The sequence below is a fragment of the Streptomyces sp. CA-179760 genome (assembly GCF_050937045.1).
Classification (GTDB): Bacteria; Actinomycetota; Actinomycetes; order Streptomycetales; family Streptomycetaceae; genus Streptomyces.
On record NZ_JBNJLZ010000001.1, the window covers coordinates 7,210,459 to 7,235,350 of the forward strand.

The following is a 24,892-nucleotide window of genomic DNA, read 5'->3' on the forward strand; positions in this document are numbered from 1 at the left end:
TAGGGGCCCTGGTTGTCTTCTAAGGCACCAGGGCTCCTTTATGCCCGAATTGGGGCGGGAGTTTCCCGTCTGCCCTGTGGGATGCGCTACAAAAACCGGGATTCGTTTGGGAATTGAAAGTGGCGCCGCTTAGCGTCGTCCGGGCTGTTCGTCAGGCAGTGCGCCGCACCCGCGGCACCGGACAGTCATCGCCGAGTCCCCGTACGGCGCGAGCCAGGGGAGCCGGGGACCCACGCAGTCCCTGGGGTGAATCGGACGCCCGCGCGAGTCGCGAGGGGGTCCGTAGGAGACCTTCCTGCTCCGAACCCGTCAGCTAACCCGGTAGGCGAGAGGGAAGGAAAGGACCAGCCACCACATGGCGTTCACGCGCGCCACCGGGAAGCACCGTCGTCCCAGCCGGATCCAGCGCCGCACGGCCCGCGCCGCGGGTGTCGCGGCCCTCGCCACCACCGGTGTCGTCGGCACCGTGGCCGCCCCGGCCTTCGCCGCGGAGCCCGCTGCCGAGCAGACGGGCCTCACCCCGGTCGTCACCATGGGCGACACCGTGGCCCAGAAGATCGACGCCCAGGCCGTCGCCCAGAAGCAGGCGGCCGAACAGGCCGCCGCCAAGAAGAAGGCCGAGGAGGCCGCCCGCGAGCGGGCCGCCGAGGTGGCCAAGGAGGCCAAGGAAGCGGCCGAGAAGGCCCGCGAGGCCAAGGAACGCGCCGCCCGCGAGGCCGAGCGCAAGCGTCTCAACACCTTCGTGTCGCCGATCTCCGGCTCGTACGTCTCCACCGGCTACAAGTCCGGCGGCGCCGTCTGGTCCTCCGGCAGTCACACCGGCGTCGACTTCCACGCCGCCAGCGGCACGGCCGTCCACTCGGTCGGCATGGGTGAGGTCGTCGAGGCCGGCTGGGGCGGTTCCTACGGCAACCAGGTCGTGATCAAGATGAACGACGGGACGTACACCCAGTACGGCCACCTGTCGTCCAGCAGCGTGTCGGTGGGCCAGAAGGTCACCCCCGGCCAGCAGATCGGCCTGTCCGGCGCGACCGGCAACGTGACCGGCCCGCATCTGCACTTCGAGGCCCGCACCGGCCCCGAGTACGGGTCCGACATCGACCCCGTCGCCTACCTCCGCTCGCACGGCGTGAACGTCTGAACATCTGAGGCGACTGTACTTCCCGAAAGCCCCGGCTCCCCGAGCCGGGGCTTTCGGCGTTCGTCACGGCCGACTGTCCAAAAAATATCCCTCATTTCCTGCTCGCCGTCGGAAATTCCGGCTCATTGCAATAGAGTCACGGAACACGCGTCACCAGTAGACGTTTCACGGGGATTAAGCGGAGGTCGGTATGCGTATTCCCGCGCACTCGGTGTGCACGGCCATCCGGGACGACATCGTCGCGGGTGTCTACGAGCGCGGCAGCCGGCTCACCGAGGAGCTCCTCGCGCGCCGCTACGGCGTCTCGCGCGTCCCTGTCCGGGAGGCCCTGCGCACCCTGGAGGCCGAGGGCTTCGTGGTCACCCGGCGGCACGCGGGCGCGTGTGTCGCCGAACCCACCGAGCAGGAGGCCGCCGACCTGCTGGAGATGCGCGTGCTGCTGGAGCCGCTGGGTGCCGCCCGCGCCGCCCAGCGCCGCACAGAGGCCCATCTGAAGGTGCTGCGCGGTCTGGTCAGGCTCGGCCAGGAGCGCGCCCGCCGGGGCAACAGCGACGACCTGCGCTCTCTGGGCGGCTGGTTCCACGAGACGCTGGCCCAGGCCTCGGGCAGCCCCGCGCTGACCTCGATGCTCACCCAGCTCCGGCACAAGATCGCCTGGATGTACGCCGTGGAGGCCCCGGCCGGACCTGTGGAGTGCTGGGCCGAGCACGGCGCGATCGTGGACGCGGTGGCGCGCGGGGACAGTGAGCGCGCGCGGGCGGTCACGGCGCTGCACACCGAGCGTGCGACGGGCGCGCACCGGCTGCGTTTCGGCTCCGCCGGGGAGCGCGCCGAGCGTGTGAGGAACTCGCAACATGCCGTAAACACGGCAAGCCTGCGGCATTAACACGGGAGCCGTATACAAAGAGCGGGAAATCGCGGGGGATTATTTCTGCTGCCCGCCGACTGTCCGCCGGCTGTTCGTCGACAGGAAATGCGCCGGAAAGGCGAAGAGCTCGCCCGAGGAATTCGGACGAGCTCTTCAGTGTGCGCCGGTTCGGGCGCGGGGAAATACTCAGACGGTCTCGGGCAGTTCCTCCAGGCCCTCGGAGACCAGCTTGGCCAGCCGGTCCAGGGCGGCGTCCGCGCCCTCGGCGTCGGAGGCGAGGACGATCTCCTCGCCGCCCTGGGCGCCCAGGCCGAGGACGGCCAGCATGGAGGCCGCGTTGACGGGCTTGCCGTCGGCCTTGGCGATCGTCACCGGGACGCCTGCGGCCGTGGCGGCTCGGACGAAGATGGAAGCGGGGCGGGCGTGGAGGCCCTCGGCCCAGCCGACGTTGACGCGGCGCTCAGCCATGTGTTGCTGCCCTTCGGTGTTCAGGGTTGTCTAGACCAGTTTCCCATAACGTGAAGCTGTGCCGGAGCGGTCCTGATGAACCGCCCCGGGGTGCCGTCGGATCGCGGCCTCGACCCGACTGACGCCCTCCACAGACTGCCTCGCGCCCGCTGTCGGACGCTAGCCGTACTCTGGGGCCCATGCAGACCTCGCCGGACCGGCACGAGTATCCCGCCCACTGGGAAGCCGACGTGGTGCTGCGCGACGGGGGTACCGCGCGCATCCGGCCCATCACCGTTGATGACGCCGATCGCCTGGTCAGCTTCTACGAGCAGGTCTCCGACGAGTCGAAGTACTACCGCTTCTTCGCGCCGTACCCTCGCCTGTCCGCCAAGGACGTCCACCGCTTCACGCACCACGACTTTGTGGACCGGGTGGGACTCGCGGCCACGGTCGGCGGCGAGTTCATCGCCACCGTACGCTACGACCGGATCGGCGCCGACGGAACGCCCGCGTCGGCACCGGCCGACGAGGCCGAGGTGGCCTTCCTGGTCCAGGACGCCCACCAGGGCCGGGGCGTCGCCTCCGCCCTGCTGGAGCACATCGGCGCGGTCGCCAGGGAGCGCGGCATCCGCCGCTTCGCCGCCGAGGTGCTGCCCGCCAACAGCAAGATGATCAAGGTGTTCACGGACGCCGGGTACACCCAGAAGCGCAGCTTCGAGGACGGTGTGGTCCGTCTGGAGTTCGACCTCGAACCCACCGACCGCTCCCTCGCCGTGCAGTACGCGCGTGAACACCGCGCCGAGGCCCGGTCGGTGCAGCGGCTGCTCGCGCCCGGCTCGGTCGCCGTCATCGGCGCGGGCCGCACACCGGGCGGCGTGGGCCGCAGTGTTCTGGGCAACATTCGCGACGCCGGGTTCACCGGCCGGCTGTACGCCGTGAACAAGGCCCTCCCCGAGGATCAGAAGGAGCTCGACGGGGTGCCCGCGCTCCGATCGGTGCGCGACATCGACGGCCCGGTCGACGTCGCGGTCGTCGCCGTACCGGCCGAGCACGTCCCCGAAGTCGTCACCGAGTGCGGCGAGCACGGCGTGCAGGGGCTCGTCGTGGTCTCCGCCGGGTATGCCGAGAGCGGCCTCGAAGGGCGCGAGAACCAGCGCGCACTCGTGCGGCACGCACGCACGTACGGCATGCGGATCATCGGGCCGAACGCCTTCGGCGTCATCAACACCTCCCCGCGGGTACGGCTCAACGCCTCCCTCGCCCCCGAGACGCCCCGCCCGGGCCGGATCGGCCTGTTCGCCCAGTCCGGCGCGATCGGCATCGCCCTGCTGTCCCGGCTGCACCGCCGCGGCGGCGGCGTCACGGGCGTGACCGGCGTCTCCACCTTCGTCTCCTCCGGCAACCGGGCCGACGTCTCCGGCAACGACGTGCTCCAGTACTGGTACGAGGACCCCGACACCGATGTCGTCCTCATGTACCTGGAGTCCATCGGCAACCCCCGCAAGTTCACCCGCCTCGCCCGCCGGACGGCAGCGGCGAAACCCCTGGTCGTGGTCCAGGGCGCGCGACACGCGGCCGCTCCCCAGGGGCACGCAGTCCGGGCGACCCGGCTGCCGCACGAAACCGTCTCGGCCCTGCTGCGGCAGGCCGGAGTCATCCGCGTCGACACCATCACCGACCTGGTGGACGCGGGCCTCCTCCTCGCCCGACAGCCCCTGCCCGCCGGGCCCCGGGTGGCGATCCTCGGCAACTCCGAGTCGCTCGGCCTGCTCACGTACGACGCGTGCCTCGCCGAGGGTCTCAGGCCGCACCCTCCGCAGGACCTGACCACGGCGGCTTCCGCGGCGGACTTCCACGCGGCCCTCTCGCGCGCACTGGCCGACGACCGGTGCGACGCTGTCGTCGTCACGGCCATACCGGCGGTGGGGGAGGTCTCGGTAGCGGACGCGGCCCTCGCCGAGGCCCTGAGGTCGGCATCGGCCGCCGCCCCGGCCAAGCCCGTCCTGGTCGTGCACGTGGAGCTCGGCGGCCTGGCCGAGGCCCTCTCGGCGGCGGCGAGCACGGCACCACAAACAGAGTCGGGCATACCGCCGCAAACCACCCCTCGTCCGTCGCTCACCGAAGAGCGGCCCCCCGCCGTCGAGGCCCCCGAAGGCGCCCATCTCATCCCCGCCTACCCCGCGGCCGAGCGTGCCGTCCGCGCCCTCGCCCAGGCCGTCACCTACGCGCAATGGCGACGCGACGCCGCCGACCCCGGCAAGGTGCCCGAGTACGAGGACATAGACGAGAGGGGCGCCGCCGCGCTGATCGACGGGCTGCTCGCGCGCGGGCAGGGACTCACGCTCGGCACGGAGGAGACCTGCGACCTGCTCGGCCACTACGGCGTCCACGTCCACCGCGCCCTGCCCGCCCCGACCCCCGACGCCGCGGCCGAGGCCGCCCGCACCCTCGGCTACCCCGTGGCCCTCAAGGCCACCGCCCCGCACCTGCGGCACCGCGCCGACCTGGGTGGCGTCCGGCTCGACCTCGCGGACGAGGAACAACTGCGACGTTCGTACACCGAGTTGACCGAGCTGTTCGGCGCACCGGACGAGCTGCGCCCCGTGGTGCAGCGGATGGCGCCGCGCGGCGTGGACGTCGTCGTGCGGGCCGTCATCGATCCCGCTGCCGGAGCCGTGCTCTCCTTCGGGCTGGCCGGCGCCGCCTCACAGCTGCTCGGGGACACGGCGCACCGGCTGATCCCGGTCACCGACCGGGAGGCGGGCTCGTTGGTGCGGTCGATCCGCACCGCACCCCTGCTGTTCGGCTGGCGCGGCTCCGCACCGGCCGACACCCGCGCCCTGGAGGAGCTGCTGCTGCGGGTGTCCCGGCTGGTGGACGACCACCCCGAGGTCGTCGCGGTCACCCTGGAGCCGGTCGTCGTCGCCTCGCACGGCCTGAGCGTCCTGGGCGCCTCCGTCCGCCTGGCGACCCCGCCCGCCCGTGACGACCTCGGCCCGCGGACCCTCCCCGCGTACTGACAGGGGGCGAGCGGTGCCTCGCAGTCAGTGGGCCCCCGTAGGATGGGCGTCATGGCCAAGACCAGTACGACGACCCAGGGGCTGCGGGCGGCGATCGAGCGCAGCGGCTACTACCCGGCCCTCGTGGCCGAGGCGGTGGAGGCCGCCGTGGGCGGCGAGCCCATGCGGTCGTACCTGGTCCACCAGGAAACGACGTTCGACCAGAACGAGGTGCGGCGGCACGTGACGGTGCTCGTCCTCACCGACAACCGCTTCATCGTCAGCCACACCGACGAGCAGGCCGCCGACAGCACCTCCCCGACGCCGTACGCCACGACGTCGACGGAGTCCGTGAAGATCGGCCGCATCTCGTCGATCGTGGTCAGCCGGGTTGTCGCCAACCCGGAGTCGTACAAGCCGGGCACTCTGCCCCGCGAGGTCGTCCTCACCATCGGCTGGGGCGCCGTCTCCCGCATCGATCTGGAGCCGGCCGCCTGCGGCGACCCCAACTGCGAGGCGGACCACGGCTACACCGGCAACTCGACGGCGGACGACCTCAGCCTGCGCGTCAGCGAGGCGGGGGACGGACCGGAGACTGTGCGCCAGGCACTCGCCTTCGCGCAGGCCCTCTCCGAGGCGACCGCGGACGCCACCCGCTGATGGCGCAGCCCGACACGGTCTGGGACCACTACCCCGAACCGCTCGCCGTCGCCTCCGCACCGGTCCCCGAGTACGGCAGCGGCTCCCTCGCCGACCTGCTGCCCACCCTGGCCGCCGGCCTCGGCGTGCCGGGGATGAGCGCCGCGATCTCCGAGCTGACCCCCGCCGACCGGAACTGCGTGTTCCTGATCGACGGCCTCGGCTGGGAGCAGCTGAGGGCGCACCCCGAGGACGCCCCGTTCATGACATCCCTGCTCGCCACCTCGCGCGGCGGCACCGGGCGCCCGCTCACCGCCGGCTACCCGGCGACCACCGCGACCTCCCTCGCCTCCGTCGGCACCGGCCTGCCGCCCGGCGCGCACGGCCTGCCCGGTTACACCGTGCGCAATCCGGACACCGGCGAGCTGATGAACCAGCTGCGCTGGCAGCCGTGGGCCCCGCCCGGTCCCTGGCAGCCGTACCCGACGGTGTTCCAGCTGGCGCACGAGGCGGGTGTGCACGCCGCGCAGGTCTCGTCCCCAACCTTCGAGAACACTCCGCTGACCAAGGTCGCGCTCAGCGGCGGAAGGTTCCTCGGGCGGTTGCCCGGCGAAGACCGGGTCGACCTGGCGGCCGAGCAACTGGCCGCGGGCGACCGCTCCCTGGTGTACACGTACTTCGCCGAGGTCGACGGCGCCGGCCACCGCTACGGCGTCGACTCCGACGCCTGGCGCGGCCAGCTCATGTACGCCGACCGCCTGGTCCAGCGCCTCGCGGAGCAACTGCCGCCCCGCAGCGCCCTCTACGTCACCGCCGACCACGGAATGATCGACGTGCCCTTCGACGAGGAGCACCGCCTCGACTTCGACGAGGACTGGGAACTGAGCGCCGGAGTCGCCTTGCTCGGCGGCGAGGGCCGCGCCCGGCACGTCTACGCGGTACCCGGTGCCGCGAACGACGTCCTGACCTGCTGGCGCGAGGTGCTCGGCGAGCAGTTCTGGATCGCCTCACGCGACGAGGCCATCGCGGCGGGCTGGTTCGGCCCGCGGATCGACGAGCGGGTGTACGGCCGTATCGGCGACGTGGTCGCCGCCGCCCGGGACGATGTCCTGATCATCGCCTCCGAGCGGGAGCCCAACGAGTCGGCGATGGTCGGCAACCACGGTTCGATGACCCCTGCCGAGCAGTTGGTACCCCTGCTCGAAGTACGCTCCTGACGTCCCGCCACATCCCCGCTTCACCGAAAGGCGCTCACCTTCCCATGCCCGAGCTGGTGTTCTTCTCCGGAACGATGGACTGCGGGAAGTCGACCCTGGCTCTCCAGATCGAGCACAACCGCTCGGCGCGCGGCCTGGCGGGCATGATCTTCTCGCGCGACGACCGCGCCGGCGAGGGCAAGCTGTCCTCGCGCCTCGGCCTCGTCACGGACGCGGTGGAGGTCGGGGACGGGCAGGACCTGTACGCCTACCTCGTCGACCACCTCTCGCAGGGCGGCCGCGCGGACTATGTGATCGCCGACGAGGCGCAGTTCCTCGCGCCGGAGCAGATCGACCAACTCGCGCGCGTGGTCGACGACCTGGGCCTCGACGTCTACGCCTTCGGCATCACGACGGACTTCCGCTCCAAGCTGTTCCCCGGCACCCAGCGGCTGGTCGAACTGGCCGACCGGGTCGAGGTGCTCCAGGTCGAGGCCCTGTGCTGGTGCGGCGCCCGCGCCACGCACAACGCCCGCACGATAGGCGGCGCCATGGTCGTCGAGGGCGCCCAGGTGGTCGTCGGCGACGTCACCCACTCCGCCGACGAGGTCGGGTACGAGGTTCTGTGCCGTCGCCACCACCGCCGTCGGATGACCGCGGCGGCGGCCCACGCGGCGGCCCTGTCACCGGATGTGCTGCCGATGTCGTCGGCCTGACCGCCCACTCGCCCGGCAACAAGTCAGCCCTGCCACTACCGCTGCAGCAGCGCGAACCGAGCCCCCTCCGGATCCGCCACGGTCGCCACCCGGCCGTGTGCGGTGTCGTGGGCCGGCCTGAGGACGTGCCCGCCCAGGTGGACGAGATGGTCCAGCGTGTCGCCGACGTCGGCGACCTGGAAGTACGTCACCCAGTGCGGCCCCCGGTCGCGGGGCAGGGCCTGGCCCAGGCCGTGGATGCCGGCGACGGGCTCGCCGTCGCGGAGCAGGGTCACGTAGTCGAAGCCGGCGGAGACCACCGGCTCCTCCTCGTAGCCGAACACCGTCTGGTAGAACTTGGCGACGCTCGCCGACTCGAAGGTCAGCAGCTCGTTCCAGGCGGGCGTCCCGGGGATGCCCGAGACGGCCGTGCCGAGGTGCGCGGCGGCCTGCCAGATGCCGAAGACCGCGCCCGAGGGGTCGGAGCCGATCGCGAGGCGGCCGGCGTCGGAGGCGTCGAGTGGGCCGACGCCGATCGTGCCGCCTCGGCTGCGCACCGTCGCGGCCGTCAAGTCCGCGTTCCGGGAGGCGAAGTAGGGGGTCCACGCGATGGGCAGCTGACGGTCGGGTGGCAGCCGGCCGAGGCCCGCGACCTCGCGTCCGTCGAGCAGCGCACGTACATACGGGCCGAGTTGCTGGGGGCCGGGGCGGAACTCCCAGCCGAACAGGGCCCCGTAGAACTCCTCGGTCGCGGCCAGGCCGTGCACCATCAGGCTCACCCAGCAGGGCGTGCCGGGCGTGTGCCGGGCGGGCGCATCGCCGTTCGGGCCGGTGGAATCCCGTGCGTCGGTCATCGTCACTCTCTTCTCGGCCTCGCGGTGGCCGTGCTCTCCGCAGCCCTTGTGGGGCCCGCCCGGTGGGGCGACCCGTGTCCGGGAGAATGCCCGATGTGCGGGGCACTGTCCCTGGCGGCGCGCTTGTCGGCACGTGTCGTTCAGCTGTACAGCATGTGCTCGTCCCTGTACGTCACGTGATCGTCCCGGTCCGGCCGAGCAGAGTAGCCGGACACGGACGGCTCGGCCACCCCCGTGCGCGAGGATGGGGCCATGAACGCCATCATCTCCGCATCCGACCTCGCGAACGATCTGACGGGCGCCGCCCCGCCGGTCCTGCTCGATGTCCGCTGGCAGCTCACCGCGGCCAGGGCCGCGGGTGAGCCGCCGTACGACGGCCGGGCCGACTACGAGAGGGGGCACCTGCCCGGGGCCGTCTTCGTCGACCTGGACCGGGAGTTGGCCTCCGCGCCGGGCGAGGGCGGCCGGCATCCGCTGCCCGGCCTCGCGCACTTCGGCGCCGCGATGCGCCGGGCGGGCGTGTCGTCCGGGACGCCGGTGGTCGTCTACGACGGCGGCCAAGGCTGGGCGGCCGCCCGGGCGTGGTGGATGCTGCGCTGGACGGGTCACCCGGACGTGCGGGTCCTCGACGGCGGGTTGCCGGCCTGGGAGGGGGCGTTGGAGAAGTCGGTGCCCGCGCCGGTGGAGGGTGACTTCGTGCCCGAGCCCGGCGCGACGGGTCTGCTCGACGCCGACGCCGCCGCGGAGTTGGCGCGGTCCGGGGTGCTGCTGGACGCGCGGGCGGGGGAGCGGTACCGGGGCGAGGTGGAGCCGATCGACCCGGTGGCCGGGCACATTCCGGGCGCGGTTTCGGCGCCCACCACCGAGAACGTGGGGGCGGACGGGCGCTACCTCCCCGCCCAGGAGCTGCGGGAACGCTTCAAGGGGCTCGGGGTGTCCGAAGGTTCGCGGGTCGGCGTGTACTGCGGGTCGGGGGTGTCCGCGGCCCATGAGGTCCTGGCACTGGCGGTCGCGGGCATTCCGGCAAAGCTGTACGTGGGGTCGTGGTCGGAGTGGTCCTCGGACCCGGACCGGCCGGTCGCGGTGGGGCCGGATCCCCAGTAACTCGGCGTGCACAGAGGGCCGCGTCCGGAAGGCGCGGCCCTCATGCCCGTACGGTCGGCGTCAACGCCGGGTGTCCTGGCTACTCCTGCTTCTTGCGCCGCGTCCCGAACACGATCTCGTCCCAGCTCGGGACGGCGGCTCTGCGACCCGGGCGGACGCCGTCGGCCTCGGCCTGGCGGTCGGTGGAACCGATGAGCCGGTCGCGGTGGCTGCCGACGGAGCGCGGCATGAGGACGTCCGCGTAGGCGGAACCGGCCGAGGCGGCGGGGGCCGGGGGCTCCTCCTCCTCGGGCTCGACGATGAGGGGCTCCTCGTCCTCGGGCTCCGGCGTCGGGCGCTCCGGCACCACCAGGTCACCGCGGAAGCTCGGCACCGCCTCCAGCAGGCTGGTCAGCGAGTCCCGCTCGCCCGTGGCGGTCGTGCTCTCCTCGGGCGGTTCGGACGCCTGCGCGGGCAAGGCCGGCCGCTCACGGTCGGCGGGCCGGTCCAGCGGCCGGTCGCGCGGGAGCCGGGCGATCCGCGGGACGAACGGGAAGCTGGGCTCGGGCGCGGCCAGGTCGTCGGTCTCGCCGATGAGCATGCGCGCCTCGTCGTCGACGGCCTGGACGAGCCGCCGGGGCGGGTCGTAGGTCCAGCTCGCCGAATGCGGCTCGCTCGCGACGCGGTAGACCAGCAGGACCTCCCACGTGCCGTCGTCACGACGCCACGAGTCCCACTGGACGGTGTCCTTGTCGACACCGCGCACCATCAGCCGCTCCTGCACGGCCTCGCCGAGTGGCGGACCGGAGTTCTCGCCGGGGCGGCGGACCGGGGTCTTGCGGGCCCGCTCGGCCATGAACGCACGCTCGGCGAGCACCGGGCCCTCGAAGCGGCGTACCCGGTCGACGGGGATGCCTGCCATTTGCGCGACCTCTTCCGCGGTCGCGCCGGCTCGTATACGCGCCTGGATGTCGCGGGGGCGGAGGTGGCTCTCCACCTCGATCTCGATCTGGCCGAGGCGGGGACGGTCGCCACGCACGGCGGCACGCAGTCGTTCGTCGATCGGAAGCGTGTACTCCGTGCTGTCCGCAGCCTTCAGCACCAGCCGTGTGCCGTCATTCGAGACGGCCACGACACGCAGTTCGGGCATGGGGACCTCCCGGGTGGTGCCTGCCGACGTCACGTGCGTCGCTGCTTCCGCTAGTCGAGTGTGGCCTGCCCGGGTGCAGCCTGCCACAACCTTGCCGAGTTGCCCGGCGTGTCGGGCGGGGGCCCTGGATCGCCGTTATGGCACGGTTACCTATTCGCAACGCTAAGTGACGAACTCTGTCACCCTGTGCAACTAGCCCCCTCCCGGCGGTCCTTAAAGGCCCCGTACACCCTGGTGGGAGACCGGACCCAGGGCTCGCCACAGTACTCCATTTGGGCCACGTGCGTGGATTGGCGCGCCGCCCAACTTCTGACAAGAGGGGGGACTTGGTCGCCCCATGCCCCCAATTCGTGATCTTGAACGTGGGGAAGTTCACGTAATCACCAGAAACGGAACTATCGGTTTCGGCCGCCCGTCCCCTTCTTGTGCAGTTGAACGACCGTGCCTGCCAGGCCGCCGGCCGGGCCCGCGGGGCAAGCTCCTCCGGAGCCCGGCGAGTTCGCAGAGGGCACCGTCTGCCGCGCCCGGGTCAGGGGATGGAAGCGGCCGGTGCTCGCGGCGGCCGCGGTCTTCGGTGTCACGATGGCCGGAATCACTACCTACGAGCTGGCCTCGGGCCACAGCCTCAGCGGCGGACGCAGCACGACCGTCGGTGACGGCTTCTCCGGTGGCGGCAAGGCCGGGTCGGGCTCCGGAGGTTCGGGCGGCAGGGGTTCGAAGGGCTCCGGGACCGCCGGCGATCCCGGGGGCTCCGAGCCCGGTGCCGACACCACGACGCCCAGGCCGTCCGGCACGGGCGAGGCCACCGGCACCGGCGCACCGCGAGGTGGGGAGAGAACCTCGCCCTCTCCTGGCGAGGACACCGGCACGGCGACCGGCCCGGCGCCCACGCCGAGCGACGGGGGGAGTGAGGGCCCCGATAGCACAACCCCCAGCGCGTCGCCTACGCCCCCAGAACCCGCCGCAAGTAGTCGTTCTGGAACCGCCGATCAGGGTCGAGACGGTCCCGCAGCGCCGTGAACTCGCCGAAGCGCGGATACACCCGGGAGAAGTACTCGGCGTCCCTCGTGTGGACCTTGCCCCAGTGCGGACGGCCCTCGTGGGCGGTGAAGACGCGCTCGGCCGCGGTGAAGTACCGCTGGTAGGGCGTGCCCTGGAACATGTGGACGGCGATGTACGCGGTGTCGCGGCCGGAGGCGGTGGACAGCGTGATGTCGTCGGCGGGAGCGGTGCGCACCTCTACGGGGAAGCTCACCCTCAGGCCTGAGCGGTCGACCATGGCTTTCAGCTCACGCAGCGCGTCCGCGACGGCCGCGCGCGGAACGGCGTACTCCATCTCCACGAAGCGCACCCGGCGCGGAGACGTGAAGACCTTGTAGGGGATGTCGGTGTAGCTCCGCGCGGACAGGGCCTTGCTGGAGATCTGTGCGATCGCGGGGATCGTGGCGGGCACCGCGCGGCCGACCCAGTTGGCCACCTGGAAGACGCCGTTGGAGAGGAACTCGTCCTCGAACCAGCCCTGGAGCTGCGGCACGGGCTTCTCCGGGCCCGCGCTGCGGTTGTTGCGCTTGGTGTTGGTGCTGCCGGTGTGCGGGAACCAGTAGAACTCGAAGTGCTCGTTCTCGGCCCAGAGTTCCTCGAAGTCGGCGAGGACCTTGTCGAACGGCATCGGTTCCTCGCGGGCCGTGAGCAGGAAGACCGGCTCGACGGCGAACGTGATCGCGGTGACGATGCCCAGCGCCCCGAGGCCGATACGGGCCGCCGCGAAGACCTCCGGGTTCTCCTTCTCGGAGCAGGTGAGGACCGAGCCGTCGGCGGTGACCAGTTCGAGGCCCCGGATCTGGGCGGCGATCGAGGCGGAGTCGCGGCCCGTGCCGTGCGTGCCTGTGCTGGTGGCCCCGGAGACGGTCTGCTCCATGATGTCGCCCATGTTCGTGAGCGACAGGCCCTCACGCGCGAGGGCCATGTTGAGCCTCTTGAGCGGGGTGCCCGCCTCCACCGTGACTGTCATGGCGTCGCGGTCAATGCCGCGTATGCCGGTCAACAGTTGAGGACGGATCAACACACCGTCCGTCGCGGCTATGGACGTGAAGGAGTGCCCGGTGCCGACGGCCTTCACTTTGAGGCCGTCCTCGGCGGCCCGCCGCACGGCGGCGGCCAGCTCGTCGACGGAGGCCGGGGTCACCTGCCGCGCGGGACGCGCGGAGACGTTGCCGCCCCAGTTACGCCACGTGCCGTTCTTTCCGTTCGCTGTGCTGCTCAACGGAGCCTCCCCGACCCGGAGCCGGCCGCTTGAGCCGGCGGAATCCCAGGAAACCCACCGCGACCGCGACGGCCCCGGCCACCGCCGGAACCCCGTACCCGGCACGCGCCCCGGCCGCGTCGATCACCCAGCCGGCCGCGGAGGAGCCGAGTGCGACCCCCACCGCGAGCCCGGTGCTCACCCAGGTCATGCCCTCGGTGAGCTGCGCACGTGGTACGTGCTCTTCGATGAGGGACATCGTCGTGACCATCGTCGGAGCGACGGACAGACCCGCAACGAACAGCGCCACGGCCAGAAACGGCAAGTTTCCGACCAGTAGGAGGGGGATCATACTCACGGCCATGGTGCACACGCCCAGCAACCACCGACGTTCGGGCGCCCCGGCGAAGTGCAGGAGCCCGAAGATCATGCCCGCCACACAGGAGCCCGCGGCGTACAGCGCGAGGACGATGCTCGCGGCGGCCTTGTGTCCCTCCTCGTCGGCGAAGGCCACGGTGACCACGTCGACCGCCCCGAAGATCGCCCCCGTCGCTGCGAAGGTCGCCACCAGGACCTGAAGACCCCCCGCGCGGATCGCCGAACCACCGCCGCCGTGCCGCTCGCGCGGGTGCGGCTCGGGCTCGGTGGCGCGCTGCGCGGTCAGCCAGAAGACGCCGGCCGCGAGGAAACAGGCGGCGAGCAGCGGACCGGCCTCCGGGAACCAGGCCGTCGACAGGCCGATGGAGATGATCGGCCCGAAGACGAAGCACACCTCGTCCACCACGGACTCGAAGGCGTACGCGGTGTGCAGCTGCGGCGTGCCCCGGTACAGGGCCGCCCAACGGGCCCGGACCATCGCGCCGACGCTCGGTACGCAGCCGATCCCCGCACACGCCACGAACAGCACCCAGTCCGGCCACCTGTAGTGCGCCGCGAACAGCAGCACGGCCGCGGAGGTCAGCGACAGCAGCGTCGCCGGGCGCAGCACGCGCCGCTGTCCGTGCTGGTCGACCAGCCGCGAGACCTGCGGTCCGGCCACCGCGGCGGCCAGCGCGATGGTCGCCGCCAGGGCACCGGCCAGGCCGTACCGACCGGTGAGCTGGGAGACCATCGTGACCACGCCGATGCCCATCATCGACAGCGGCATCCGGCCGAGGAAGCCGGCGGCGGAGAAACCCTTTGAGCCTGGGGCTGCGAACAGAGCGCGGTAGGGGCTGGGCAACGGGGTCTCCGAGGGCTCAGTAAGCTGCGAACGCAGTCGGCACAGCTTACGCCCGGAACGACCCGTCGCACCCGTGCGGGCCCAGCCCCGGATCCGTCCCGACCCGGGTGCCGCGCAGGTGTCACCCCGCCGTTTCCCGGGTGTCGGTGCAGGGTGGCAGGATCGACCCATGCCAGACGCGCGCGATGTCACCCCCTACGACGCCCTGCTGCTGCTCTCCTTCGGCGGCCCGGAAGGCCCGGACGACGTGGTCCCGTTCCTGGAGAACGTGACACGAGGGCGTGGCATCCCCAAGGAACGCCTCAAGGAAGTCGGGCAGCACTACTTCCTGTTCGGCGGGGTCAGCCCCATCAACGACCAGAACCGCGCCCTGCTGGACGCCCTGCGCAAGGACTTCGCCGACCACGGCCTCGACCTGCCGGTCTACTGGGGCAACCGCAACTGGGCGCCGTATCTGACGGACACGCTGCGCGAGATGGTCCGCGACGGCCGCCGCCGCGTTCTGGTCCTCGCCACCAGCGCCTACGCCTCGTACTCGGGCTGCCGCCAGTACCGCGAGAACCTCGCCGACGCGCTCGCCGCCCTGGAGGCCGAGGGCCTGGGGCTGCCGAAGATCGACAAGCTGCGGCACTACTTCAACCACCCGGGCTTCCTGGAGCCCATGATCGACGGGGTGCTCCGGTCCCTCGCCGAGCTCGACGAGGACGTCCGGGCCGGGGCGCACCTCGCCTTCTCGACGCACTCGATCCCGACGGCCTCCGCCGACACCTCCGGGCCCGTCGAGGAGCACGGCGACGGCGGCGCCTACGTCAGACAGCACCTGGAAGTGGCGCAGCTGATCGCGGACGCCGTCCGGGAGCGCACCGGCGTCGACCACCCCTGGCAGCTCGTCTACCAGTCGCGGTCCGGCGCCCCGCACATCCCGTGGCTGGAGCCCGACATCTGCGACCACCTGGAGGAGCGGCACGCGGCCGGTGTCCCGGCCGTGGTGATCGCGCCCATCGGGTTCGTCTCCGACCACATGGAGGTCCTGTACGACCTCGACACGGAGGCCAAGGCGAAGGCCGAGGAGCTGGGGCTGCCCATGCGCCGCTCGGCCACCGTCGGCGCCGACCCGAGGTTCGCCGCCGCCGTCCGCGAGCTCGTCGTGGAGCGGGCCGCCGTCGAGCGCGGGCAGGAAGTCACCCCGTGTGCCCTCGGCGCCCTCGGGGCGAGCCACGACCTCTGCCCGGTCGGCTGCTGCCCGGCCCGCGCCCCCCGGCCCGCCGCCGCGGGCGCCGACAGCACCTACGCGTGAGGAGCCCCGTGACCGACCCCCTGCACACGGACCTGCTCGAACTCGCCCAGGAGGCCGCCCGCCGTGCGGGCGCCCTGCTGCGGGACGGGCGCCCGGCCGACCTGGCGGTCGCCGCGACCAAGTCCAGCCCCATCGACGTCGTCACGGAGATGGACATCGCGGCCGAGAAGCTGATCACCGGACTGATCGCCGAGCGCCGCCCGGACGACGGCATCCTCGGCGAGGAGGGCGCCGCCACGGAGGGCACCAGCGGCATCCGCTGGGTGATCGACCCGCTCGACGGCACGGTCAACTACCTGTACGGGCTCCCCACCTGGGCCGTCTCCATCGCCGCCGAGCAGGACGGCGAGACCGTCGTCGGAGTCGTCACGGCCCCGATGCGCGGCGAGACGTTCCACGCCGTGCTCGGCGGCGGTGCCCGGGCCACGGGAGCCTGGGACGGCGAGCGCCGGCTGGCCGTCCGTCCCGCGCCGCCCCTGGACCAGGCGCTGGTCTCGACGGGCTTCAACTACGTCGCCGAGGTCCGCACCCACCAGGCCGAGGTCGCCCGGCGGCTGATCCCGCTGCTGCGCGACATCCGGCGCGGCGGCTCGGCCGCGGTCGACCTGTGCGACCTGGCCGCGGGACGCCTGGACGGCTACTACGAGCGCGGTCTGCACGCCTGGGACCTGGCGGCGGGTGACCTCATCGCCCGGGAGGCGGGCGCCCTGACCGGTGGACGCCCCGGAGAGCGTCCGTCCGGTGATCTGGCAGTCGCGGGGACCCCGGGTGTCTTCGAACCCCTCCAGCGCCTCCTGGAGGACTTCGGAGCCTGGCACGACTGAGGAGGGCCCCACCGGCGTACGACGGCCCGCGTCGTGCTGAACACCGGGTGAACGAGCCCGTTCGACGACGAAGCGGGCCCCGGCGCTGGATTCGCCGGGGCCCGCTTCGTACGCCTTGATCAGACGCTCGCTGCGCCGACCTCCACACCGTGCTCGGCGGCGAGGCGGCGCAGGTCGTCGAGCTCGCCCTGCTCCACTTCGACGAGGAAGTCGTCGCCCTCGTCGCGAGCCCGGGACAGATCGGACTCGGTCGTCCTTATGCGCTGCAGAAGTCCTGCGGTGAATGCGTCCATGCTGCGCCCCCTCGTCCTGGGTCGTGGGTCGATGGCACGGGGGTGTGCCGTTCGGAAGGGACGATCACGCCTCCGGTGGATGCCCAGCGCCGCTCAGCCGGGCGGCGGCGGTGCCGGACACCCACGCCCGCTCTGCGGAAAGCGGACTGATGCGCACCGCATGGTGGCGCGGTACCAGCAGAGTGTGATCGTGGGATGTAAAGCCGTCCTCCCCCAGCTCCCTTCCGTGGAAACCCAACCGGAGGAGAAAATCTCCTATTCCCCGCGCTCACACCCGGGCCCGACCCCTCCCTCACCCGCCTTACCTCCGACTTATGGCCGAAAAGGGCAGGATGGAGGGCAACACACCAGCAGACCTGGAAGACCCCTGCTCGCGTGCGCCCGTGAGGCGCTGCGCGGGTGGACATGAGGAAGGACAAGGGACGTGCGCGTACTCGTCGTCGAGGACGAGCAACTGCTCGCCGATGCGGTGGCCACCGGACTGCGCCGGGAGGCCATGGCCGTCGACGTCGTGTACGACGGTGCGGCCGCCCTGGAGCGCATCGGCGTCAACGACTACGACGTGGTCGTCCTCGACCGCGACCTCCCGCTCGTGCACGGCGACGACGTCTGCCGCAAGATCGTCGAGCTGGGCATGCCCACGCGCGTGCTGATGCTCACGGCCTCCGGCGACGTCAGCGACCGTGTGGAGGGCCTGGAGATCGGCGCGGACGACTATCTGCCCAAGCCCTTCGCGTTCAGCGAGCTGATCGCGCGCGTGCGGGCTCTCGGCCGGCGCACCAGCGTGCCCCTGCCGCCCGTCCTGGAGCGCTCCGGCATCAAGCTCGACCCCAACCGCCGGGAGGTCTTCCGCGACGGCAAGGAGGTCCAGCTCGCGCCCAAGGAGTTCGCCGTCCTGGAGGTGCTGATGCGCAGCGAGGGCGCCGTCGTCTCGGCGGAGCAGCTGCTGGAGAAGGCCTGGGACGAGAACACCGACCCGTTCACGAACGTCGTGCGCGTGACCGTCATGACCCTGCGCCGCAAGCTCGGCGAGCCACCCGTCATCGTCACTGTCCCCGGCTCCGGATACCGGATCTGATACCCCGTGGCAGCGACTCCCGCGCCCCCGCAGGCGCCCCCGAAACCCACCTGGGATCCCAGAAGGCCCGCCCCGCCCATCCCGTGGCTGCGCCCGACCATCCGCATACGGCTCACGCTGCTCTACGGCGGCATGTTCCTGATCGCCGGCATCCTGCTGCTGTCGATCATCTATCTGCTGGCCGCACAGGCACTGAACGTGGGCAGCGAGCTGCCGTTCAAGATCGTCGAGGGCAAGGTCACCAGCGACATCTGCAACCTGCCCAGCCAGGCCTCGCCCAGCGAGTTCAACGAGGCCATGAACCGCTGCGTCAACGACCAGCGCCAGCACGCCCTGGACAACCTGCTCAGCCGCTCGCTCCTGGCCCTGCTGGGCCTGGCGGTCATCGCCTTCGCCTTCGGCTACGCCATGGCCGGCCGGGTCCTGTCGCCGCTGGGGCGCATCACCCGTACCGCCCGCACGGTGGCGGGCTCCGACCTGTCCCGCCGGATCGAGCTGGACGGCCCGGACGACGAGCTGAAGGAGCTGGCGGACACCTTCGACGACATGCTGGAGCGGCTGCAGCGTGCCTTCACCGCCCAGCAGCGCTTCGTCGGCAACGCCTCGCACGAGCTGCGGACGCCGCTGGCGATCAACCGCACGCTCCTGGAGGTGCATCTCTCCGACCCGGGCGCACCGGTGGAGCTCCAGCAGCTCGGCAAGACGCTGCTGGCCACCAACGAGCGCAGCGAGCAGCTCGTCGAAGGACTGCTGCTGCTCGCCCGGAGCGACAACCAGATCGTGGAGCGGGGGCCGGTGGACCTCGCCGAGGTCGCCTCGCAGGCCATCGACCAGGTGCACGGTGAGGCCGAGGACAAGGGCGTGCGGATCCGTGGCGAACGGAAGCCCGCGGTCGTCCAGGGCAACGGCGTGCTGCTGGAGCGGATCGCGCTCAACCTGGTGCAGAACGCCGTGCGCTACAACGTGGCCGAGGACGGCTGGGTCGAGGTCACCACGGAGGTCCAGCACGGCCAGGCTCTCCTGGTCGTATCGAACACGGGCCCGGTCGTGCCGGCGTACGAGATCGACAATCTCTTCGAGCCGTTCCGGCGGCTGCGCACGGAGCGCACGGGCAGCGACAAGGGCGTCGGACTCGGCCTGTCCATCGTCCGGTCCGTGGCCCGGGCGCACGGCGGGCACATCTACGCCCAGCCACGCGAGGGAGGTGGGCTCGTGATGCGAGTCACGCTGCCCATCTGAGATCATGTCGCCGATCAACTCGGCGGTGCACGGGGATGTTCGCTTTGAGCGGAATTTCTGAGGCCTCACCTCGGGCACCCCGTGTGTGATCGATCACAGGGGCGCCTTTCAGGCCATCTACTCTCCGTGATCATGAGTCCTGTCGGAAAGCCGGGAAAATCCCGGTTTTCGGGGGTCTTGATCACGGGAAGTACAGGGTGAGACGCCTTTGAGGTGCGGCATTCGGACCGTGTACGGTCCCCATCGCCATCCAAGCCGATCACTCGTGAGGAGTCCGGTTGGGTGTCGATTGAGTAACAGACCTTGATGTGAGGCAAAATCTCCGCCTCAGGTCGGGCACAAGTCCGGCCTCTCACGCGTTACGTGCGCTGGAGACACCGCAGACACCCAGAGGGGGAGAGCGACCATGGCAACCGATTACGACACTCCACGCAAGACCGATGACGACGTTGACTCGGACAGCCTTGAAGAGCTGAAGGCTCGACGGAACGACAAGTCGGCTTCCGCAGTGGACGTCGACGAATTCGAGGCCGCCGAAGGCCTCGAGCTGCCCGGAGCCGATCTCTCGAACGAGGAGCTGGCCGTCCGGGTGCTCCCGAAGCAGCAGGACGAGTTCACCTGCATGAGCTGCTTCCTGGTGCACCACCGCAGCCAGCTGGCCCGGGAGAAGAACGGTCAGCCGATCTGCCGCGACTGCGACTGAGGACGGGTCGGCCGTGACTGGCTCGACCCCTCCCTGGAAGCGCCGCTTCTCCAAGCGGAAAGCGGACGAAGGGCCGATGGACGGCCCGCAGTACGGCGCGCGTGACGACGAGCGAGGCCCAACCGGTACGGGGGCGGCCTCGCTCGAATCGGCCGCGGACCGGAGTGACCTCCCGGCGTCCGTGGATGTCCCCGCACCCGTCGCCCGACGGCGGGCGGGGACGATCCGGGAGAGGGCCAGGGAGAGCGCCCGCAAGGGCGGTGCCCGGGCCCGGGCGGGGCTCGCGTACCTCGCCGACCGGATCATCGAACTCGCGCCGCGGATCCCCGTACGGGACCTGGCGGCGCTCCGCAGGCAGTTCCCGGGCCTCGGGCCCGAAGAGCTCGCGGACAAACTCGTGGCGGGCGCGGCGAGCGCGACGGCGACGGTCGGAGCGGGCATCGGCGCGGCCGCGATGCTTCCCGTGCCGCCCGCGATGCCGACGGAACTGGCCGCCGAGATCACCGGCGTCGCCGCGATCGAGCTGAAGCTGATCGCCGAACTCCACGAGGTCTACGGCGTACGGCCGCCCGGCAACCTCAAGCAGCGCAGCACGGCCTACCTCGACTCGTGGTCGGGGGAGCGCGGGATCGACGCGACCAAGCCGTCGACGCTGAGCGTGGCGCTGAACAGCCGCATGAAGCGGGAGCTGCGGCAGCGGATCATGAAGCGGATGGTCCGCAGCATGCCGAACCTGATCCCGTTCCTGGTGGGCGCCGCCGTGGGGGCGGCCATGAACCGCAGCGAGACGAGAAAGCTCGCCGCGCGGATCCGTAAGGACCTGCGCGAGCTCCAGGTGCCCTGGGAGGCTCTCGAGACGCTTCCCACGCTGGAACGTCCGGCGGACGCCCTGGAGATGGGCGAGATCACCAGCGACCCTCTGGGCCGCCGCGCGGACGCGGAACGCGACGACAAGGGCGACAAGGGCGACAAGGACGACAAGCACGACGACGGGCGCTGAAGTCCGCCCGTCCGCCGTCGGGTGAGGCCCCGCTCGGATGTACTACTACTCCGGCTTCGCCGGCTTCGTGGCCCTCAGCGCCTCCGCCAGACGCTCCGGCTCGCGCGTGGACAGATACAGGTACGGAGTCGGGTCCTCCGGGTCCGTGACCTCCACGCGCAGGGCCGTGGGGATGTAGGCGCGCAGCAGCATGAAGGCGCGCGGGTCGGCCTTGTGCGTGCGCCAGGCGCGGGTCTCCTCCGCGTCCAGGATCTCGGCCTCGCCCAGCGCCGCCAGCGGGATCTTCGCCTCGCCCGCGATCAGCGAATCGCCCACCACGCGGATGCGGACCGCGCCGTACGAACTCGCGGCGACGGCCGCGACCGCGGTGCCTCCGGCCAGGCCGCCGAGCATGGGCAGCGTGCCGAACGGAAGCAGGATCAGGGCCATCGAGACGCCGACGAGGAACGAGATCAGCCACCAGGTCCGGGGGCGGTGAGGCGTTCTTCGTACGGGGCGGCGGAGAGCTGCATGGAGCCAAGCTTGACACGGTGTCCGGAACGGGCCGACGCGCGGGTAAGGTCTCCGGCTGTGAGTCGTACTTCCGCAGCTCTTCAGCCTCCGGCCGACGCCGTGCGACCGGTGCGGCATCCGGACGCTCCGGCGCCCGGTGAGCTCCTCGGCGCGCACTACGGCCAGTGCTTCGGCTGTGGCGGCGACCAGCCGCACGGGCTGCACCTGGAGGCGCGGGCCGGCGAGGGCGTGTCACTCACTGCGGAGTTCACCGTGCGGCCCGCCCACCAGGGCGCCCCAGGTCTCGCGCACGGCGGGGTGCTCGCCACCGCCCTGGACGAGGCCCTCGGCTCGCTGAACTGGCTGCTGCGCACGATCGCTGTGACCGGGCGGCTGGAGACCGACTTCGTGGGGCCCGTGCCCGTCGGCACCACGCTGCACCTGCAGGCCGAGGTGACCGCGGTGGCCGGGCGGAAGATCTACTCGACCGCGACCGGACGCGTGGGAGGCCCCGACGGGCCCGTCGCCGTGCGCGCCGACGCGCTCTTCGTCGAGGTGAAGGTCGACCACTTCGTCGACCACGGCCGCCAGGAGGAGATCCAGGCGGCCATGAGCGACCCGGACCAGGTCCGGCGCGCCCGCGCCTTCGAGGTGAACCCGTGAGCCCGGAAAGCCCCGTGAGCCTCACCGACGCCATCAACCCCGCGAGCACGGAAAGCCCCATGACTCCCACGAGCCCCGCGAGCCGGCAGCCCCTGGACGTGCTGATCCGGCGCGTCGACCCGGACGTACCCCTTCCGTCGTATGCGCAGCCCGGCGACGCGGGAGCCGATCTGCGCACCACCGAGGCGTGTCAACTGGAGCCGGGCGAGCGGGCCGTGCTGCCCACGGGCGTGTCTGTGGCGCTGCCGGAGGGGTACGCGGCCTTCGTGCACCCGCGATCCGGTCTGGCCGCGCGCTGCGGCGTCGCCCTGGTGAATGCCCCGGGGACGGTTGATGCCGGGTACCGTGGGGAGATCAAGGTGATCGTGGTGAATCTCGACCCGCGCGAGGCCGTGCGGTTCGAGCGCTTCGACCGGATTGCCCAACTGGTAGTCCAGCAGGTCGAGAAGGTTCGCTTCCAAGAGGTGGCAAAACTTCCCGACTCGGCGCGGGCCGAGGGGGGCTTCGGGTCCACCGGAGGCCATGCGGCGGTGGACGGGACGAGCGGCACAAGCGGTCAGGCCGCCTTGGGCGGTCGGACGGGTGGGAATCGATACGCTTCGGTCGTATCCGACCGGGAAGGACAGTGACGTGTTCGGACGTCGCAAGAATAGGGATGCCGCCGAAGACGCGGCCGGCGAGACCGAGCAGGTCGTCGACGGTGTCGACAGTGAGGCGGACGAGGGCGAGCGCCTGAGGCTCGAGCCGGCACCGCGGCCCGACGGGCCCTGGGACAGCTCCGAGGTCCACGATCCGGCCGAGGGCCGGGTCGACCTGGGCGGTCTGTTCGTGCCGGGCGTCGAGGGCATGGAGCTCAGGGTCGAGGTCGCGGGTGACGCGATCGTGGCGGCGACAGTCGTGCTGCGGGACAGCGCCGTGCAGCTGCAGGGCTTCGCCGCGCCCAAGCGTGAGGGCATCTGGGGCGAGGTGCGCGAGGAGATCGGCTCGGGCATCACCCAGCAGGGCGGCATCGTCGACGAGGTCGAGGGGCCGCTGGGCTGGGAGTTGCGGGCCCAGGTGCCGGTGCAGCTGCCGGACGGCACCGGCGGCTTCCAGGTCGTGCGGTTCATCGGCGTGGACGGCCCCCGGTGGTTCCTGCGCGGGGTCATCTCGGGCCAGGGCGCGGTGCAGCCGCAGGCGGCCGGGCTGCTCGAGCAGATCTTCCGGGACACGGTCGTGGTCCGGGGCGAGGGCCCGATGGCGCCCCGCGACCCGATCGTCCTGAAGCTGCCGAACGACGCCCAGATGGTCCCTGAGGGCGTCCAGCAGGAGGAGGGCTCCCGCTTCGCCGGCGGAATGGGCCAGCTCCAGCGCGGACCGGAGATCACCGAGGTCCGCTGAGACGCGCGGAGACAGCCTCGTAGAGACAGCAGGGCCGTACCCCCAGGGGGTGCGGCCCTTTCTCATGCCTGCTCATGCGTGAAGCCTTGACGGGGTATTGGTCTGTACCTACCGTCTCCGTTCCACGCGTCTGTTCATAAAGGAGCTTCGCGTTCATGTACAAGAACGGAAGGCCCTCATCTATGCGCAGAACCGCTCTGTTGACGGCTGCGGCTGCCCTCGTCGCCGGTGTCCTCGCCTGGCCCGCCGACGCCGCTCCCGGAACCTTCGTCCACCCCGGAGTCACCGTCTCCAAGGGGCAGCTGGACTTCACCCGCTCCAAGGTCAACTCCGGTGCCCAGCCCTGGAAGGGCGCCTTCGACCGGATGATGGCGAGCAAGTACGCAGACCTGAACCGCACGCCCGAGCCCCGGGCCGTCGTCGAGTGCGGTTCGTACTCCAACCCCAACCACGGCTGCACCGACGAACGCGAGGACGCGATCGCCGCCTACACCCAGGCCCTCGCCTGGTACGTCACCCGCGACGAACGGCACGCGCGCAAGGCGATCGAGCTGATGGACGCCTGGTCGGCCGTGATCAGGGACCACACCGACAGCAACGCGCCCCTGCAGACCGGCTGGGCCGGCTCCTCCTGGCCCAAGGCCGCCGAGATCATCAAGCACACCTACACCGGGACCTGGGCGAACTCCGGCCGCTTCGCCACCATGCTGCGCAACGTCTACCTCCCCGAGGTGATCAACGGCTCCCACTCCAACGGGAACTGGGAACTGTCGATGATGGAGGCCGCCGTCGGCATCTCCGTCCTCCTGGAGGACAAGACGTCGTACGACAAGGCCATGGCGAAGTTCCGCACCCGTACGGCCGCCTACGTCTACCTGGCCTCCGACGGTGAGCTGCCGAAGACCGTGCCGAGCCAGAACCTGAACACCCGGGAGAAGATCGTCCGGTACTGGCAGGGGCAGTCGACCTTCGTCGACGGGCTCAGCCAGGAGACCTGCCGGGACTTCACCCACACCGGCTACGGCCTCTCCGCCATCTCGCACGTCGCCGAGACCAGCCGGATCCAGGGCCAGGACCTCTACGGCACCGACGTGGGCGAGCGGCTGCGGCACGGGCTCGGCTTCCACGCCAAGTATCAGCTCGGCGCCGCCGCCCCGGACCGGCTGTGCGGCGGCTCGCTCAAGCTCGGGCTCGGACCGGTCCCCGAGGTCGGCCACAACGCCCTGGCCAACCGTCTCGGGCACGCCATGACCAACACCGAGACGCTGACCCTGCGCGGCCGCCCGGCCGGGAGCAACAACCTCTTCGTCGCCTGGGAGACCCTCAGCCACGGCGACAATCCCGCGTGAGGCTCTGACCCGCCGGGCGCGTCAGAGTTCCGTCA

23 protein-coding genes, 1 pseudogene and 1 riboswitch are annotated in these 24,892 nt (G+C 71.4%); of the genes and pseudogenes, 17 read left to right on the forward strand and 7 right to left on the reverse strand.

Annotated elements, in window-relative coordinates:
• Nucleotides 1-179 precede the first annotated feature (179 nt).
• Nucleotides 180-343: riboswitch (cyclic di-AMP (ydaO/yuaA leader) on the forward strand.
• 12 nt (nucleotides 344-355) lie between these two features.
• Both ACQEV8_RS32830 and ACQEV8_RS32835 read left to right on the forward strand, forming a co-directional pair.
• Nucleotides 356-1,141 carry a M23 family metallopeptidase gene (locus ACQEV8_RS32830; RefSeq protein WP_432967400.1) on the forward strand — a complete coding sequence of 262 codons (786 nt, stop codon included), beginning with the start codon at nucleotides 356-358 and terminating at the stop codon, nucleotides 1,139-1,141.
• A 190-nt stretch (nucleotides 1,142-1,331) separates the two neighbouring features.
• Nucleotides 1,332-2,027 (forward strand): GntR family transcriptional regulator, encoded by a 696-nt coding sequence (locus ACQEV8_RS32835; protein ID WP_432967403.1) that lies wholly within the window; start codon nucleotides 1,332-1,334, stop codon nucleotides 2,025-2,027.
• A gap of 168 nt (nucleotides 2,028-2,195) precedes the next feature.
• Here the strand turns inward: ACQEV8_RS32835 and ACQEV8_RS32840 are convergent, their stop codons facing one another.
• Complete coding sequence (locus ACQEV8_RS32840) at nucleotides 2,196-2,477, reverse strand: HPr family phosphocarrier protein (RefSeq protein ID WP_033308341.1); 282 nt, start codon at nucleotides 2,475-2,477, stop codon at nucleotides 2,196-2,198.
• A gap of 179 nt (nucleotides 2,478-2,656) precedes the next feature.
• Between ACQEV8_RS32840 and ACQEV8_RS32845 the strand changes: the two genes are divergently transcribed.
• The 4 genes from ACQEV8_RS32845 to ACQEV8_RS32860 are packed head-to-tail and all read left to right on the forward strand — an operon-like array spanning nucleotide 2,657 to nucleotide 8,009.
• Entirely contained in the window at nucleotides 2,657-5,479 is a 2,823-nt protein-coding gene (locus tag ACQEV8_RS32845; protein ID WP_432967407.1) for a GNAT family N-acetyltransferase, read from the forward strand.
• A 51-nt stretch (nucleotides 5,480-5,530) separates the two neighbouring features.
• Nucleotides 5,531-6,118: a DUF5998 family protein gene (locus tag ACQEV8_RS32850; RefSeq protein WP_382591913.1), complete on the forward strand. Its 588-nt coding sequence runs from the start codon at nucleotides 5,531-5,533 to the stop codon at nucleotides 6,116-6,118.
• Nucleotides 6,118-7,314 (forward strand): alkaline phosphatase family protein, encoded by a 1,197-nt coding sequence (locus ACQEV8_RS32855; RefSeq protein ID WP_432967411.1) that lies wholly within the window; start codon nucleotides 6,118-6,120, stop codon nucleotides 7,312-7,314. Before ACQEV8_RS32850 ends, ACQEV8_RS32855 begins: the two co-directional genes overlap by 1 nt.
• A gap of 44 nt (nucleotides 7,315-7,358) precedes the next feature.
• Nucleotides 7,359-8,009: a thymidine kinase gene (locus ACQEV8_RS32860; RefSeq protein WP_432967414.1), complete on the forward strand. Its 651-nt coding sequence runs from the start codon at nucleotides 7,359-7,361 to the stop codon at nucleotides 8,007-8,009.
• A gap of 35 nt (nucleotides 8,010-8,044) precedes the next feature.
• Here ACQEV8_RS32860 and ACQEV8_RS32865 read toward each other — a convergent pair whose 3' ends face one another.
• Nucleotides 8,045-8,842, reverse strand: a complete 798-nt coding sequence (locus ACQEV8_RS32865; RefSeq protein WP_432967417.1) for a VOC family protein — start codon at nucleotides 8,840-8,842, stop codon at nucleotides 8,045-8,047.
• Between the two features lie 252 nt (nucleotides 8,843-9,094).
• Between ACQEV8_RS32865 and ACQEV8_RS32870 the strand changes: the two genes are divergently transcribed.
• Nucleotides 9,095-9,946, forward strand: coding sequence for a sulfurtransferase (locus ACQEV8_RS32870; RefSeq protein WP_432967420.1), 852 nt, complete (start codon nucleotides 9,095-9,097; stop codon nucleotides 9,944-9,946).
• A 79-nt stretch (nucleotides 9,947-10,025) separates the two neighbouring features.
• On the opposite strand, the gene sepH is transcribed toward ACQEV8_RS32870, so the two are convergent.
• The 3 genes from sepH to ACQEV8_RS32885 all read right to left on the reverse strand — a co-directional run bounded on the left by sepH (nucleotide 10,026) and on the right by ACQEV8_RS32885 (nucleotide 14,539).
• The gene (sepH, locus tag ACQEV8_RS32875) at nucleotides 10,026-11,075 is read right to left on the reverse strand and encodes a septation protein SepH (protein WP_432967423.1); all 1,050 of its coding nucleotides are present in this window, start codon (nucleotides 11,073-11,075) and stop codon (nucleotides 10,026-10,028) included.
• A gap of 943 nt (nucleotides 11,076-12,018) precedes the next feature.
• The gene (locus tag ACQEV8_RS32880; RefSeq protein WP_432967426.1) at nucleotides 12,019-13,338 is read right to left on the reverse strand and encodes a D-arabinono-1,4-lactone oxidase; all 1,320 of its coding nucleotides are present in this window, start codon (nucleotides 13,336-13,338) and stop codon (nucleotides 12,019-12,021) included.
• The gene (locus ACQEV8_RS32885; RefSeq protein WP_432967429.1) at nucleotides 13,298-14,539 is read right to left on the reverse strand and encodes an MFS transporter; all 1,242 of its coding nucleotides are present in this window, start codon (nucleotides 14,537-14,539) and stop codon (nucleotides 13,298-13,300) included. Before ACQEV8_RS32885 ends, ACQEV8_RS32880 begins: the two co-directional genes overlap by 41 nt.
• A 169-nt stretch (nucleotides 14,540-14,708) precedes the next feature.
• Between ACQEV8_RS32885 and ACQEV8_RS32890 the strand changes: the two genes are divergently transcribed.
• Entirely contained in the window at nucleotides 14,709-15,836 is a 1,128-nt protein-coding gene (locus tag ACQEV8_RS32890; protein ID WP_432967432.1) for a ferrochelatase, read from the forward strand.
• Between the two features lie 8 nt (nucleotides 15,837-15,844).
• Nucleotides 15,845-16,660: an inositol monophosphatase family protein gene (locus ACQEV8_RS32895; protein WP_432967435.1), complete on the forward strand. Its 816-nt coding sequence runs from the start codon at nucleotides 15,845-15,847 to the stop codon at nucleotides 16,658-16,660.
• A gap of 119 nt (nucleotides 16,661-16,779) precedes the next feature.
• Here the strand turns inward: ACQEV8_RS32895 and ACQEV8_RS32900 are convergent, their stop codons facing one another.
• A complete protein-coding gene (locus ACQEV8_RS32900; RefSeq protein WP_432967438.1) occupies nucleotides 16,780-16,953 on the reverse strand; it encodes a hypothetical protein in 174 nt (57 codons plus the stop codon).
• Between the two features lie 424 nt (nucleotides 16,954-17,377).
• Between ACQEV8_RS32900 and ACQEV8_RS32905 the strand changes: the two genes are divergently transcribed.
• From ACQEV8_RS32905 to ACQEV8_RS32920, 4 genes are all read left to right on the forward strand, one after another.
• Nucleotides 17,378-18,031 (forward strand): response regulator transcription factor, encoded by a 654-nt coding sequence (locus ACQEV8_RS32905; protein WP_016432179.1) that lies wholly within the window; start codon nucleotides 17,378-17,380, stop codon nucleotides 18,029-18,031.
• Between the two features lie 6 nt (nucleotides 18,032-18,037).
• The gene (locus ACQEV8_RS32910; RefSeq protein ID WP_432967442.1) at nucleotides 18,038-19,270 is read left to right on the forward strand and encodes a sensor histidine kinase; all 1,233 of its coding nucleotides are present in this window, start codon (nucleotides 18,038-18,040) and stop codon (nucleotides 19,268-19,270) included.
• Between the two features lie 406 nt (nucleotides 19,271-19,676).
• A complete protein-coding gene (locus ACQEV8_RS32915; protein WP_003993510.1) occupies nucleotides 19,677-19,973 on the forward strand; it encodes a DUF4193 domain-containing protein in 297 nt (98 codons plus the stop codon).
• 13 nt (nucleotides 19,974-19,986) lie between these two features.
• On the forward strand, nucleotides 19,987-20,973 hold the full coding sequence (locus ACQEV8_RS32920; protein ID WP_432967445.1) for a hypothetical protein: 987 nt from the start codon (nucleotides 19,987-19,989) through the stop codon (nucleotides 20,971-20,973).
• 45 nt (nucleotides 20,974-21,018) lie between these two features.
• Here the strand turns inward: ACQEV8_RS32920 and ACQEV8_RS32925 are convergent.
• Nucleotides 21,019-21,485 (reverse strand): annotated as a pseudogene (locus ACQEV8_RS32925) (DUF3093 domain-containing protein).
• A 58-nt stretch (nucleotides 21,486-21,543) separates the two neighbouring features.
• On the opposite strand from ACQEV8_RS32925, the gene ACQEV8_RS32930 reads away from it, so the two are divergent.
• From ACQEV8_RS32930 to ACQEV8_RS32945, 4 genes are all read left to right on the forward strand, one after another.
• On the forward strand, nucleotides 21,544-22,128 hold the full coding sequence (locus ACQEV8_RS32930) for a PaaI family thioesterase (protein WP_432967448.1): 585 nt from the start codon (nucleotides 21,544-21,546) through the stop codon (nucleotides 22,126-22,128).
• A gap of 59 nt (nucleotides 22,129-22,187) precedes the next feature.
• Nucleotides 22,188-22,757 carry a dUTP diphosphatase gene (gene dut, locus ACQEV8_RS32935; RefSeq protein WP_382832370.1) on the forward strand — a complete coding sequence of 190 codons (570 nt, stop codon included), beginning with the start codon at nucleotides 22,188-22,190 and terminating at the stop codon, nucleotides 22,755-22,757.
• Nucleotide 22,758: 1 nt separating this feature from the next.
• The gene (locus tag ACQEV8_RS32940) at nucleotides 22,759-23,508 is read left to right on the forward strand and encodes a DUF3710 domain-containing protein (RefSeq protein ID WP_215118086.1); all 750 of its coding nucleotides are present in this window, start codon (nucleotides 22,759-22,761) and stop codon (nucleotides 23,506-23,508) included.
• 182 nt (nucleotides 23,509-23,690) lie between these two features.
• Nucleotides 23,691-24,857, forward strand: a complete 1,167-nt coding sequence (locus tag ACQEV8_RS32945; protein ID WP_432967452.1) for an alginate lyase family protein — start codon at nucleotides 23,691-23,693, stop codon at nucleotides 24,855-24,857.
• Nucleotides 24,858-24,892 lie beyond the last annotated feature (35 nt).